Genomic DNA, 12,579 nt, shown 5'->3' with positions numbered 1-12,579 from the left:
CAATGTGATGCCGGCTTCCAGTTCGACTCAAACCCTTTCGGTGCGCGAGGGCAAACATGGATCGTTCATGGTGTCCTCCATCAATGAGCCTTCCTGGCGTCGTATCCCGCGACATCGATCATCACCAGCGCTTCATGGATGTTCTGCTTACCGAAGGTCTCGGGATCGAGCGCTACTTCACGTACGTCGTGACGAAGGTCGTGAAGGAGCGCGGTGACGTCGTGTCGTCCTGGGGTTCCGAGCGCAGCCGAGTCAACGATTGACCAGCTTCTTCGGGAAAGCGAGCGCGAGCGCGCAACCGAACAGGATGAACGCGGCGAACGCGTAGAGCCCGGCGCTTTGCGTGTGGAACGTGTCGCGAAGATAGCCGATGAGATACGTGCTTCCGAAGCCACCCACGTTCGCAATCGAGCACGCGAAAGCAATTCCGCCGGCCGCCGCTGTGCCCCGCAGAAACGTCGAAGGAAGCGCCCATACCACGGGCATCGCTGCTGCGGCGCCTGCATTCACGAGCGAGAAGAGCACGACGGTCATCGCGGTACTCGGCGTCGTCGCACCGGCGACCACCAGCGCAGCGGCAGCCACGGCGAATGGCACGACGATATGCCAGCGCCGCTCGCGCGCCCGGTCCGAGCTCGATCCGCACAGCAAGGTGCCGACCACGGCGGCGGCGTTCGGAATGACCATCAGCCAGCCGATGTGATACGAGTCCGTGACGCCCGTGTCACGAAGAATGGTCGGCAGCCAGAAGCTCACGGCGTACAGGCCCAGCAGCACACACAGATCGATGAGCCCGAGCGACCACACCTTACGGTTGGAGAAGGCTTCGCTCAGCTTGTGGCTCTTGTGCTCCGCCCCTTCCTCGACGAGTTCCGCGCGCAGCGTCTTCTTTTCATCGTCGGTCAGCCACTTCGCCGATTCGATGGTGTTCGGCAGCCAGCGCAGCACCGCGAAGCCCAGCAGGATGGAAGGCAATGCTTCGAGCAGAAAGAGCCATTGCCAGCCGCCGAGTCCATGCGTGCCATCGAAGAAGCGCATGATCCAGCCGGAGATCGGGCTGCCGACCATGCTCGACATCGGCAGGCCGACCATGAACAGCGCCACGATCCGTGCACGCCGCGCATCCGGATACCACTGCGTGAGGTAGAGCAACACGCCCGGCAGGAAGCCTGCTTCGGCCACGCCCAGCAGGAATCGCACGATGTAGAACTGCATCGGCGTATGCACGAACATCGTCGCGCCCGACAACAGACCCCACGTGATCATGATGCGCGCAATCCAGAACTTCGCGCCCACGCGCTGAAGGATGAGATTGCTCGGGACTTCGAACAGCACGTAGCCGACGAAGAACAGACCCGCGCCGAGTCCGTAGACGGCATCGCCGAACTTCAATGCGTCGAGCATCTGAAGCTTGGCCAGACCGATGTTCACGCGGTCCAGGTACGCCGCGAAATAGCACAGGCAGAACAGCGTGATGAGGCGAAACGTGACCTTCCGGTATAGCTCTTGATGCGTGTCTCTCGACGCGATGCTTACGCCAGATTGAACAGTTGACATGGGGCGACCCTGGTTAGGTGAAGGTTCCTTGACGAAAACATGTGTTTTGCGTCCGCAGGATCCTGTATAGCATGTCAAAATACAGCGTACACGCTAGAAATTACCCTAAGAGCCGTTTGCGGTCCGCGCGGCGGGAAGAGAGCCGCGAAATTACGTGTTACTGCTTCATGTAGTGACTATGCTTACGATGTTCGACATCGACGCGACACGGGTAAAACCTCATGGATGAAAACCAATTCCGCACAGATATTAAGCGTATGCGCTCAAATATGCACCGAGACGACAATCACCGGCACCATCTTCGTGCAGGTGTCGTCGAGGGGGCGCAACACGCCCCGGTGGCCCTTTCGTCGGCCGCCGTCGATCATCGAATCTTGCTTCGGAGTCGGTCCGTTAAAATGGAAGCCCTGCAAGCGCGTCGCCACGCGCCTCACTCTTTTGAAACCGCCTCTCCGGATATGTCGCTTCCCAACGACGATTACGACTTTCATGACCAGATCGGTCACCTGTTGCGTCGTGCGTATCAGCGCCACGTCGCGATCTTTCAGGAGGCGATTCCCGATTCGCAACTGACCGCCGCGCAGTTCGTGGCGTTGTCCGCGGTCAAGGAGAGCAGGGGATGTTCGCTCAACGACATCGTCAAGACGACGGCGATCGACCAGGCGACGATCCGTGGCGTCGTCGATCGCCTCAAGGCGCGCGCGCTGGTGCAAGTCGTGCCGGACCCGACGGATGGCCGCAAGCTGGTGGTGAACGCCACGCCCCAGGGGGAAGCGCTGATCGACGCGACCGTGCCGTTCGCCGCGCAGGTCACGGAGCGCACCTACGGCAAGCTCAATCCGGGCGAGCGGGTGGCGCTGCAGTACTTGCTGCGCAAGATGCTCGAACTCGACGAAAGCTGATCGCCGCCGACGGCTCGCTAAGGGGAAACGCTGCGAGCGTCCTCGTTCGACGCGTAGCGCCGCCCGGCTTCGTCCAGACCGGCGCGGATGGCGTCCGGCGCGTACGGCGGGGCGAAGAATCGCACGCCGGTTGCATCGAAGATGGCGTTGGCCAACGCGGCGGGGCCGGGCACCGAAGCGGATTCGCCCGCACCCATCGGCGGTTCGCCTTGCCGGGGCATGAGCACCACGTCGATCGCGGGCACCTCGGCGAAGGTGAGTATCGGGTAGCTGGACCAGTCGCGCGCAGCAGTCCTGCCTTCGCTGAAACGCACGCGCTCTTTCAACGAACGGCTCAGCACCTGGATCACATTGCCGTGAATCTGGTGACGCACGCCATCCGGGTTGATCATCGTGCCCGTGTCCTGTCCGATCACGACGCGCTCGACCGTGATCTCGCCGCTCAACCTGTCGACCACGAGATCGACGATCCACGCAGCCCACGCCGCGCCGAAGCCGGGAAAGCGGCTATGCACATAGCGCGCGTAGGCGATGCCCCTTCCGCGCACGAGGCGGCCGTGCTTCTCGATACGCTTTGGCCGAGCCTGCCAGCCGGCGCGCTGAGCGACGGCGCGCAGGAGGTCGATCGCCCGATCGTCCTTCAAATGCCGGATGCGATACTCGAGCGGGTCGGTGCCCGTCAGCGCCGCGCACTCATCGGCAAACGCGTCGTGGGCGAAGGAATTGGGCAGCGCCGAGACGCCGCGCAGCCACGACGCGCGCACGATCGACGCCAGATCCTCGCAGACGAAACGCCGGTTCGGCGACTCGTAGGGCGACACAGCCGTGCGGTCGCCCATTTCGAACACACCGGATACAGCCGGCTGAACACCGCTCAGCAGCAGGGCGAGCAGCGGCGCATCGTTGGACGGATAGCGCGTCGAGAAGTCGTAGCCGACGAGTTCGCCGCCGTCCGTGACCGTGCCCGTGACCTGCATCACCTGCCCGGTGCCCTTGGGTTCCCAAAGGTGCTCGTCCTGACGCGTCAACTGGACCCGGACCGGATGCCCGGCCGCGCGTGAGAGCAGCAGCGCATCGCCGCAGACATCGTCCGCGCAGTTGCGGCCGTAGCATCCGGCCGCTTCCATGCGTTCGATGTCGAAGTCGGCTTCGCTGCGTCCGACGAGCTTCGCAAGGTCATGCCGCAACGAAACCGGATTCTGTGTGCCGGACCAGACCGTGATGCGTCCGTCGCCGGGCTCGCGGTAATCCGCGACCGCGCACGATGGCCCGATGGACCCGTGCATCTGATAAGGCCACACGTAAGTGCGCGAAAGGGTCGTAGTGCCTGTCGCGTCGCGCACGCGTTCGACATCGCCTTCTTCGAGCAGAAGCCGGCGCGTCGCTGGCGCATTCGAGATGGCTTGCCCGATATCGTCCATCGACGTCAGGGGCGGCGTTTCGCGCCATTGCACCTTGAGTCTGCGCGCGGCGCGCGCCGCGAACTCCTCGCGCTCGGCCACGACACCCACGAAATCGCCGACGACGACCACCGCGCGAAGTCCGGGGATATCGGCGACGGAAGATTCATCGACCGAAATCAGGGACCGGCCGACGAACGGACCCGAGTCGATGCCGCTGTAAGGCGGCCGCACCACGCGGCCATGCAGCATGCCGGGCACGCGCACGTCGTGCACGAAGGTCAGCTGTCCGGTGGCTTTGGCAGGCATATCCACACGTCTCGACGAACGGCCGATGAGCCGATAGTCGGCCGGGTCTTTCGTCTTGACCTGCGTATCGAGTTCGGCCGTGATCTGCCGGTCTTTCACCAGCTCGCCGAAAGTACAGCTGCCGGTGGCATCGGCGTCTTTGAGGAACACACGCCCGTTCGCCGTCGCGAGGCGCTCGATGGCGACGTCCATGCGTTGCGCGGCCAGGTCGAGGAGGGCGAGCCGTGCTTGCGCAGCCGCGCATCGAAGCGGAACCGCCGATATCTGGATCGTGGCGCTGGCGATAGTCGGCCCCTGATTCGGCGTCGCGGCGGTCGAGCCGAGGATCATGCGCACGCGTTCGGCGGGAACGTCGAGCTCTTCCGCCGCGATCTGCGCCAGCGACGTGCGAATGCCCGTGCCCAGATCCACATGCCCGTTGAACGCGAGGATGCTTTCATCGTCGAGAACGGCCACGAACACCTCGGGCACATCCGGCACGAAGGTCGAAGGGCTTCCCGGCTGGCCCCGCGCGGGGGCGACCGGGCTGAGCGGCTGGCGAATGATGGCCAGGCGGCCGTTTCGGGCAAGCAGATCGGCGCGATTCACGTTCTTCCTCGTCATGCACTCGGGCATCTCTCGGCGCGTGAACCGCCGAAGCGGTCCGCGCCCGCTTCCTACACTACCGCGCTTCGGCTTCGGCTGCCGAGATCGCCGCGAGCGCGTCGGACAGCGGAAGTACGGTCGCGTATTTCTGCGCCATGTCGAAGAGACTCGCTTCGTGCGGCGCCAGCGCGCGATCGCCGACGCAGTCGGACAGCACGAACGGTCGGAAGCCGAACGACATGGCGTCGACGACGCTCGCACGCACGCAGCCGCTCGTCACGGCGCCCGCCACCAGCAGCGTCTGGATGCCTTGCTGCGCGAGCCAGGGCGTCAGTTGCGTGCCGAAAAATGCCGACGGAACGGTCTTGCGGACCACCAGTTCGCCCTTTGCCGGAGTCAGTTCCGCGACGATGGCGCTGTTGGGATTGTCCTCGGTGAGCGTCGCCATGCCGGGGACTTTCAGCGAGAAGACGTTGTCGTCGCTGCCGTCGGCCGCGTAGACGATGCGGCTGTGCGCGACCGGCCAGCCGTTCTCGCGCGCGGCCTTGAGCGCGTGCTTCGTGCGCTCGATCGCCTGCGGGATATTGCCGCCGCCGAAGACCGCGGGGTCGGCGAAGCCAACCACGAGATCCACGATCAGCAGCGCGACCCGGCCCTTGGGCGCCATCGGCGTGCCGAAGCCCTGTTGCCGGTAGACATGCGCTTCCGCATGCTGGGTGAGATCGTTCATGTCGTGCCTTTATGCGTGGTTGGCGTCGAGCACGCGGCCATCCCGGACGACGACTTCGTTGTCCAGAGAGACGGTGCAATGGCGCAGCGGGATGTCGATATGGCAGGTCGTCGTGCGATCGCCGCCGACTTCGTTGTTCGGTCCGAGCGAGAACAGGAAGTTGCCCTCGAACGCACGCGCGTCCATGCCGATGGTGGCTTCGCGATCGTAGAGACCGAGCGTCGACCAGCGCGCACGCGGCTGCAGCCCCCAGCCGATGTGCGAGATCGCATAGCCCTCGGGATCGTCGAAGGTTTCCATGTAGTCGCGCAAGAGCGCCGCATCCGTGCCGCCTTCGATCCGCACCGCATAGCCGCCTTCCACCGTGAGCGTGATCGGCTCGCTGACGTAGTGCTTTTGCGGCAGCAGAATATCGCCCCGGTCGATGACGATCTTGCCGTGCGCGGTCCTGTCGTTCGGAAACGTCAGCGCGAAGCCGCTCGGCCAGTGGTCCCAGCGGCCGGGTTCATCGACGAAACCGTATTCGGCGATGGCGGGAAAATTGCCCATCGGGCAGGTGAAGTCCGTGCCCGCGTCGGAATGCACGTGCATCTGACGCGCCGCCTTGATGCGCTCGGTCGCGGCGAGCACGCGGGTGCGGTCCGCGAGCGTCGGCACGAGGCGCACGAGCACTTCGGGCGGCTCCACCGCGAGCAGGATCTTGGTGCCCGACTGCAGGATTTCGTGCTGCTCCGGCGAGAACAACAAGGTCATCAGGTCCAGCACGAGATCGCTGTTCTTGAGCGCGGCGATCGCCGCCTGATTGCCGGTGAGCGGCGTCGTGCCGAGATACGCGAGCGAATCGCGGCTGAAACCCTTCTCGCCGTTGATGGGCGGCAGGTCCAGCCGGTTCACGATCGCGCCCATCGACTGCGTTGCGATGAGCGCGCACGACAAGGTCTGAGGGTGCGTGCCCGCGCTCGTCAGAATGGTGACCGTCTGCCCGCGTTCGAGCTTCGAGAGCGTGAGCACTTCCTTCCACGCTTCGATGAGTTGATAGTCGCTGATGGCCATCGTTATCTCCAAGGAATGTGCGGTGCGCTCACGCAGGCTTGTTCTGGGACACGGGCGCGCCGAGGAAATCGCCCAGCGCCGCATAGAAGCCGGCTTCGTTGTCCCACGGGATCATGTGGCCTGCATCCGGCACGCGCGTGTGCAGCATCGAAGGCGTGGCGCGTTGCAATTCGGCGACGTCTTCCGGCCGAACCACGTCGCCGCGCTCGGCGGTGATGAGAAGCGACGGCACGTTCAGGCGCGCTGCATCGGCGAAGAAGTCGTCTTCATGAAAGCCCTTGAACGATGCCAGCACGGCGCGTTCATCGCACGTATGCAGCCATTCCGCGCGCAACTGGCGCTGCTCGAAGGTCCACGTCGGACAGAACTGGCTCATGGCTTGCGCGTCCATGCCCTTGCGCGCGAGCGCCATCGAATCGACGTACCACGGCAACTGCGAGGGATAAGGACGGCGCCCCGGACCGGACGCGGGCGGATCGACCAGCACGACGCTCCTGAGCCCGCGCTCGATGCGTGCTGCCGCGCGCGCGGCGATGCGCGCGCCCATCGAGTGGCCGAGAAGACTGAAGGCGTCGAGGCCCAGCGCCTTGACGAACGCGACGACGTCGTCGGCTTGCGCGTCGAGACTGTAGTCGAGCGTGTCCGACGCCGACGAAAGCCCGCGCCCGCGCACATCCAGAATATAGGTATCGAAGCGGCTTCCGAGGACTTCGCCGACGAAGCCCCAGGTGATCGCCGGACTGGTGATGCCCGGAATCAGGACGATGGCTGGCCGCGTCGATTGCCCGCCCGCGCTGCTTGCGCCGGGTCCATAGTGCAGGTAGTGCTGGCGAATGCCGTTGGCGAACACATTGCCGCCGTGAACAAACGTGGATGACATGATGTGGCTCCGCAAAAGTTGCCGGGCGGCTCAGTACGCGCCGGACAGCAGCGCGCCGGCGCCGGGAACGATGGGCTCCAGATCGAGGTGGCGCAGCATCGCGTAGGTGGTGGCGATGGCGGCCGTGATGACGGGCTTGCCGGTCATCGCTTCGACCTTGGCCACGGCGGGCAGGGATGGCATCTGCACGCACGCCGAGAGCACGATGGCATCGGCGTCCTGATACTTCATCTTCGAGACGATCTCCGGCAGCCTCGACGGGTCATGACGCCCGACTTCGAGGTTGTCGGGAATCTCGAGCGCCCGCCAGTCGATGACTTCGTAGCCTTCGCTGCCGATGTAATCCACGACGAGCTCCGTCAGCGGCTTCATATACGGGGCGACGACCACGATCCGCTTCGCGCCGATCACCTTCAATGCATCGACGAGTGCGCCTGCGCTGGTGAGCACGGGCGCGTGAGCGCCGTTTTCCGTCGTGTGCTTCGTCAGGCGCTCCTGCGACACGCGGTGATAGCCGCGACCCATCGCCATGATGGCGACGAGGCAGGCGTAACCCAGCACGTCGACACGCGCATCCGACAGTTCGATCGCGCAGCGGTCCGATTCGGCGTCCATCGCGGCCAGTTCTTCCTTGACGACCTTTTTCATGCGCATGCGGCTCGAGTGAAACGTGAAGCGCTCGGGCCGGATGGCTTCGCGCAGGCGCAGCATCGCGGGAATCTCGGTTTCCATTGTCGTGTTGGAACTCGGCACGATCTGGCCGATGCGATAGGTCTTGAACATGGATACTCCTGGCCGGTGAGGGGAATTGCATTGAAGTCTAGCGTGTACGTTATAAAACGACAACCTGATAAAAGACTTTCGAGCATCGATTGGGTTGGTATTTTCCCTAGGTTTATGCGCTTAATACCGCCAATAAAGGGCGTTTTACGGTCTCCGGGATTTTTCCGCTTGTTTTCGTTATATTGAGTGTGTACGCTATAAATCACACCGTCACTCCGCTCGCTGGATGTCATCGCGTGACACCACGGGCACATATCGATCAGGAGATTTCCATGAGCAAAGCCCGCATTGCCGTCATCGGCGCTGGACTTGGCGGCGCGACCGCTGCCGCATTGCTGGAACGCAGCGGCTACGACGTCGTCTTGTACGAACAGGCGCAGGCATTCTCGCGGCTGGGCGCGGGCATCCACGTCGGGCCGAACATGATGAAGGTGATGCGCCGCATTGGCTGTGAGGACGCGCTCAACAAGATGGGATCGCACCCCGACTACTGGTACAGCCGGGATGGCAAGACGTCGGAAATCATGTCGCAGATTCCGCTGGGCGACTTTGCCGTGAAGAACTACGGCGCGAGCTATCTGACCGTGCATCGCGGCGACTTTCACGCGCTGCTGACGCAGGCGAGCAGCCCGGGCGTCGTGCGTTTCGGCAAGAAGCTGAGCTCGGTCGAAGATACCGGCAATGAAGTGCGGATGACCTTCGCCGATGGCTCCGTGGAGACGGCCGACATCGTGATCGGGGCGGATGGCGTCAATTCGAAGATCCGCGATCATCTGCTGGGCGCGGAGCCGCCCAAGTACACCGGCTGGGTCGCGCATCGCGCGGTGTTTCCGGCGTCGTTGCTGAATAACAAGCCGTATGACGCCTGCGTGAAGTGGTGGTCGGGCGACCGTCACATGATGGTCTACTACGTCACAGAGAAGCACGACGAGTATTACTACGTGACGGGCGTGCCGCAGAAGGAATGGCCGGCGGGCGTGCCATTCATGGAAAGCAGCCGCGAAGAGATGAAGGAAGCGTTCGCAGGTTGGCATCCCGACATCCAGCATCTGATCGATGTTTCGCCGTCCATCTCCAAGTGGCCGCTGCTCGAACGCGATCCGCTGCCGCTCTGGAGCCGTGGCCGCATGGTTCTGCTGGGCGATGCCTGCCATCCGATGAAGCCGCACATGGCGCAGGGCGCCGCGATGGCGATCGAAGATGCGGCGATGCTGACGCGCTGTCTCGATGAAGTCGGCGTGTCCGACTACACGAACGCGTTCGCGCTCTACGAAGCCAACCGGTCCACGCGCGCCTCGAAGGTCCAGCTCGTCTCGCACAACAACACCTGGCTGCGCACCAACGAGGATCCGGCCTGGTGCTTCGGCTACGACGTGTACGAGGTTCCGCTCGTCTCGCCGCAGACGGACACGGCGCCCGTCGCGGCATGAGGTTTTTGACTGTCTCGCCTTCGGGGGCGGGGCAGGCTAGCATCGAATGTTTCCGGCGTGCGCTGCGTCTCGCGTTTGCCGCTTTCTTTTCGGGGTTCATGTCATGTCTCATCCACGCCCGGTCGATGGTCCCGTCACGCTTCGCGTGAACGGGCACACGCGCACCGTCGAGTTCGTGGCGTCGGATGCTCCGTTGCTCACGGTCCTGCGCAACGATTTCGAGTTGAACGGACCGAAGTTCGGCTGCGGGCTCGGACAGTGCGGCGCGTGCACCGTGATCGTCGATGGCCACGCGACGCGCGCCTGCGTCGTGCCCGCCGTCGCCGCGACCGGCCGCGATATCGTGACGCTCGAAGGACTCGGGACGCCGGACAATCCGCACTTCATTCAGCGCGCGTTCATCGAGGAACAGGCGGCCCAGTGCGGCTACTGTCTCAACGGCATGATCATGAGCACCAGCGTGCTGCTCGAGCGCAATCCCGTTCCCAGCGACGACGAAATCCGCGACGCGTTGCGCTACAACCTGTGCCGATGCGGAACGCACATCGAAATCATGAACGCGGTGCGCCGGGCCGCTCGCTATCTTCAGCAGCAAGATGAACAGTAAAACGAGCGATAGCGTGGATATGGCGGATGTGCCGCCGCGCACCGGGACGACGGGCCCGGAGCCGACCACGCATCGGACGCACACCTATCGCTGGCCGGCCGGTCAGGAGGCCGGTCTCGCCTCGCTGGAAGTGAGCGTCGATGCGACACCGTCGGGCGTGCTGCGAAGCTATCGATACCGCGTGTCGCTGGACGAGTCCGCGGGCGCATCGGAAAAGGGTCTGTTCGCGCCGGACTGGCAACCTGCGTCCCGGCAAAGCCTGCTGTACCGCCATGCGCACGCCTCGCTGACGTTCGACGGCCCGGCGCCCGCCGTTCCGGAGCACGCGCACGTGTTCGCGCGCGAGTCCTTCATGGACGAGACGGCGAGCGAGCTTGCCCTCGATCCCGTCGAATTGCGCCTGCGTCATCTCGACGGGAATGAGGATGCGGGCGCGCGGGAAGTCGTGCGGATGGTCACGGAACGCGCGGCGTGGGGACGCAGGCCGCGTACCGACGCCGGTTCGCAGTGGCTCAGTGGCCGTGGTTTCGCGATGGACGGCGAGCGGGAAGGCGAGCCGAGCTGGTCCGCGTGGGTCGTGGATATCGATGTGCATCGGCAGACCGGGGATGTCGCGGTGCGCCGCGTCGTCGCCGGATACGGCGAAGGCTCCGCCAGCCTGCCGGTCTTGCATGGCGTGCCGCATGCGCTCATCGAGAGCGCGGTGTCGCTGGCGCTTGGCCACGCGTCGAGCGCGCGACCCGCGCATGACGAAGCTGCCGCGTCCGCGCCGATGTCGTTCGATATCGCGGCGGCTGCCGGCCCGGCGTCCCTGAGCACGCAAGGCACGCCGGATGCGTTGCCGACACCGGGCGCGCAGCGGGCCGCGGCGCCGGCGGTCGCCGCCATCGCAAACGCGATCTTCGATGCAACCGGCGTACGTTTCAGGCAACCGCCGTTCGATTCGCAGCACCTGCAGGCGAAACTGGCCGGCACGGAGCCTCCGCAGCCAATTCATCACGGCGTGGCCGCGCCGCGTCCTGGCCGCATCAAAAAGCTGCTCGCCGGAGGCGGGATTGCCGGATTCATCGGCGGCCTCGTCGGTCTTGCGTGCGCGATCATTCCGGGTCCGCGAGAGATCGCGCCTATCGCGCCGGGCAGCCTCGGCGCGTCGACATGGAGCGCGGCGACGCTCGAACGCGGCCGGCAGATCGCCTTGGCCGGCGACTGCGCGGTCTGTCACACGGCGCCGGGCGGACAGAAGAATGCCGGCGGTTTCGCGCTCGAAACGCCGTTCGGCACCATCTACTCGACCAACATCACGCCGGACCCGGAGACGGGCATCGGCCTCTGGTCGTATGCGGCGTTCGAGCGCGCCATGCGCAAGGGTATCGCGCGCGATGGCACGCATCTCTATCCCGCTTTCCCCTATACGGCTTTCGCGAAGATGAGCGAGCCGGACATGCTGGCGCTCTACGCGTATCTGATGTCGCAGCCAGCGGTGAAGCACGCCCCGCCGAAGACGAGCCTGCCGTTTCCGATGAACCTGCGCCCTGCGGTCGCCGGATGGAACTGGCTGTTTCATGACGACAGCGAGTTCAAGCCCGATGCATCGAAATCGGGGCTGTGGAATCGCGGCAAATATCTCGTCGATGGCGCGGCGCATTGCGGCGCGTGTCACACACCGCGCAACCGGCTGGGCGCGGAGAAGGGCGGTCTCGCGTATCTGGCCGGCGGCGAGGCGGAAGGCTGGGACGCGCCGGCTTTGGTCGGCCATCGCGGACCCGTGCCCTGGACCGAGAAGGCGCTGTTCGACTACCTTCGCACCGGCTTTTCGAAAGAGCATGGCGTGGCCGCGGGTCCGATGGGTCCGGTTGTGACCGGGCTGTCCGAACTTCCGGAGTCCGATGTAAAAGCGATCGCTCACTACATCACGTCCTTGTCGCCGCAGGTCGACGAAGCGGCTGCCGCCCGCGCGGCGCAAAAGCAGTCAAATGGCGCCGATGTGGTCAGCGTCATGGGCCTGGAGCGCGGGCGGCAGACCTTCGAGACGGCGTGCGCGGTCTGCCACGCGGCATCGGGCGGCGTCGGGCATCTGGGCGTGAGGCCGCTGATGGGCCTCAATACCAGCGTGGCGCAGAGCCGGCCCGACAACTTGCTGCATGTACTTCACAACGGCATCGACAGTCCGGCCACGGCAGAGCTGGGATATATGCCCGGCTTCGGCGATGTCTACGACGACAGGCAGATGGCCGAACTCGCGGCCTACATTCGGGCGCGATATGCGCCGGACCAGCCGGCGTGGACGGACCTCGAACAGGCCTCCGCTCAGGTCAGGCATGCAGCGCACTGAGTGGGGGACGC

At 64.7% G+C, this 12,579-nt stretch carries 10 protein-coding genes and 1 pseudogene; 5 read left to right on the top strand and 6 right to left on the bottom strand.

What is annotated here, in order from left to right:
* Window positions 1-98: 98 nt before the first annotated feature.
* Window positions 99-263 (top strand): annotated as a pseudogene (locus tag BTHE68_RS22540) (Lrp/AsnC family transcriptional regulator); the annotation flags it as partial.
* Here the strand turns inward: BTHE68_RS22540 and BTHE68_RS22535 are convergent.
* Window positions 253-1,557, bottom strand: coding sequence for an MFS transporter (locus tag BTHE68_RS22535; RefSeq protein WP_162068534.1), 1,305 nt, complete (start codon window positions 1,555-1,557; stop codon window positions 253-255). The pseudogene BTHE68_RS22540 and the gene BTHE68_RS22535 overlap by 11 nt on opposite strands.
* 458 nt (window positions 1,558-2,015) lie before the next feature.
* On the opposite strand from BTHE68_RS22535, the gene BTHE68_RS22530 reads away from it, so the two are divergent.
* A complete protein-coding gene (locus tag BTHE68_RS22530; protein ID WP_162069141.1) occupies window positions 2,016-2,459 on the top strand; it encodes a MarR family winged helix-turn-helix transcriptional regulator in 444 nt (147 codons plus the stop codon).
* A gap of 17 nt (window positions 2,460-2,476) precedes the next feature.
* Here the strand turns inward: BTHE68_RS22530 and BTHE68_RS22525 are convergent, their stop codons facing one another.
* The 5 genes from BTHE68_RS22525 to BTHE68_RS22505 form a co-directional block, all read right to left on the bottom strand.
* Window positions 2,477-4,756 carry a xanthine dehydrogenase family protein molybdopterin-binding subunit gene (locus BTHE68_RS22525; RefSeq protein WP_162069140.1) on the bottom strand — a complete coding sequence of 760 codons (2,280 nt, stop codon included), beginning with the start codon at window positions 4,754-4,756 and terminating at the stop codon, window positions 2,477-2,479.
* 73 nt (window positions 4,757-4,829) lie between these two features.
* Entirely contained in the window at window positions 4,830-5,483 is a 654-nt protein-coding gene (locus BTHE68_RS22520; RefSeq protein WP_162068533.1) for an isochorismatase family protein, read from the bottom strand.
* A 9-nt stretch (window positions 5,484-5,492) separates the two neighbouring features.
* Complete coding sequence (locus BTHE68_RS22515; protein ID WP_162068532.1) at window positions 5,493-6,536, bottom strand: 2,5-dihydroxypyridine 5,6-dioxygenase NicX family protein; 1,044 nt, start codon at window positions 6,534-6,536, stop codon at window positions 5,493-5,495.
* Between the two features lie 28 nt (window positions 6,537-6,564).
* Entirely contained in the window at window positions 6,565-7,416 is an 852-nt protein-coding gene (locus BTHE68_RS22510; RefSeq protein WP_162068531.1) for an alpha/beta fold hydrolase, read from the bottom strand.
* A 30-nt stretch (window positions 7,417-7,446) separates the two neighbouring features.
* On the bottom strand, window positions 7,447-8,199 hold the full coding sequence (locus BTHE68_RS22505) for a maleate cis-trans isomerase family protein (RefSeq protein WP_162068530.1): 753 nt from the start codon (window positions 8,197-8,199) through the stop codon (window positions 7,447-7,449).
* Window positions 8,200-8,471: 272 nt separating this feature from the next.
* On the opposite strand from BTHE68_RS22505, the gene BTHE68_RS22500 reads away from it, so the two are divergent.
* The 3 genes from BTHE68_RS22500 (at window position 8,472) to BTHE68_RS22490 (ending at window position 12,568) form a co-directional block, all read left to right on the top strand.
* Window positions 8,472-9,629: an FAD-dependent monooxygenase gene (locus tag BTHE68_RS22500; RefSeq protein ID WP_162068529.1), complete on the top strand. Its 1,158-nt coding sequence runs from the start codon at window positions 8,472-8,474 to the stop codon at window positions 9,627-9,629.
* A 103-nt stretch (window positions 9,630-9,732) separates the two neighbouring features.
* Window positions 9,733-10,236, top strand: a complete 504-nt coding sequence (locus tag BTHE68_RS22495; RefSeq protein ID WP_162068528.1) for a (2Fe-2S)-binding protein — start codon at window positions 9,733-9,735, stop codon at window positions 10,234-10,236.
* Between the two features lie 19 nt (window positions 10,237-10,255).
* A complete protein-coding gene (locus tag BTHE68_RS22490; protein ID WP_174258118.1) occupies window positions 10,256-12,568 on the top strand; it encodes a c-type cytochrome in 2,313 nt (770 codons plus the stop codon).
* Window positions 12,569-12,579 lie beyond the last annotated feature (11 nt).

The organism is Burkholderia sp. THE68, assembly GCF_009938265.1.
Taxonomy (GTDB): Bacteria; Pseudomonadota; Gammaproteobacteria; order Burkholderiales; family Burkholderiaceae; genus Caballeronia.
The sequence above is the reverse complement of the archived record's forward strand: the minus strand, read 5'-3'. Positions and strand labels throughout refer to the sequence as shown.

Bases quoted from the DNA above. Each gene is read 5' to 3' on its own strand.
- BTHE68_RS22535 (WP_162068534.1), bottom strand. From the start codon at position 1,557: ATGTCAACTGTTCAATCTGGCGTAAGCATCGCGTCGAGAGACACGCAT.
- BTHE68_RS22530 (WP_162069141.1), top strand. From the start codon at position 2,016: ATGTCGCTTCCCAACGACGATTACGACTTTCATGACCAGATCGGTCAC.
- BTHE68_RS22520 (WP_162068533.1), bottom strand. From the start codon at position 5,483: ATGAACGATCTCACCCAGCATGCGGAAGCGCATGTCTACCGGCAACAG.
- BTHE68_RS22515 (WP_162068532.1), bottom strand. From the start codon at position 6,536: ATGGCCATCAGCGACTATCAACTCATCGAAGCGTGGAAGGAAGTGCTC.
- BTHE68_RS22510 (WP_162068531.1), bottom strand. From the start codon at position 7,416: ATGTCATCCACGTTTGTTCACGGCGGCAATGTGTTCGCCAACGGCATT.
- BTHE68_RS22505 (WP_162068530.1), bottom strand. From the start codon at position 8,199: ATGTTCAAGACCTATCGCATCGGCCAGATCGTGCCGAGTTCCAACACG.
- BTHE68_RS22500 (WP_162068529.1), top strand. From the start codon at position 8,472: ATGAGCAAAGCCCGCATTGCCGTCATCGGCGCTGGACTTGGCGGCGCG.
- BTHE68_RS22495 (WP_162068528.1), top strand. From the start codon at position 9,733: ATGTCTCATCCACGCCCGGTCGATGGTCCCGTCACGCTTCGCGTGAAC.
- BTHE68_RS22490 (WP_174258118.1), top strand. From the start codon at position 10,256: ATGGCGGATGTGCCGCCGCGCACCGGGACGACGGGCCCGGAGCCGACC.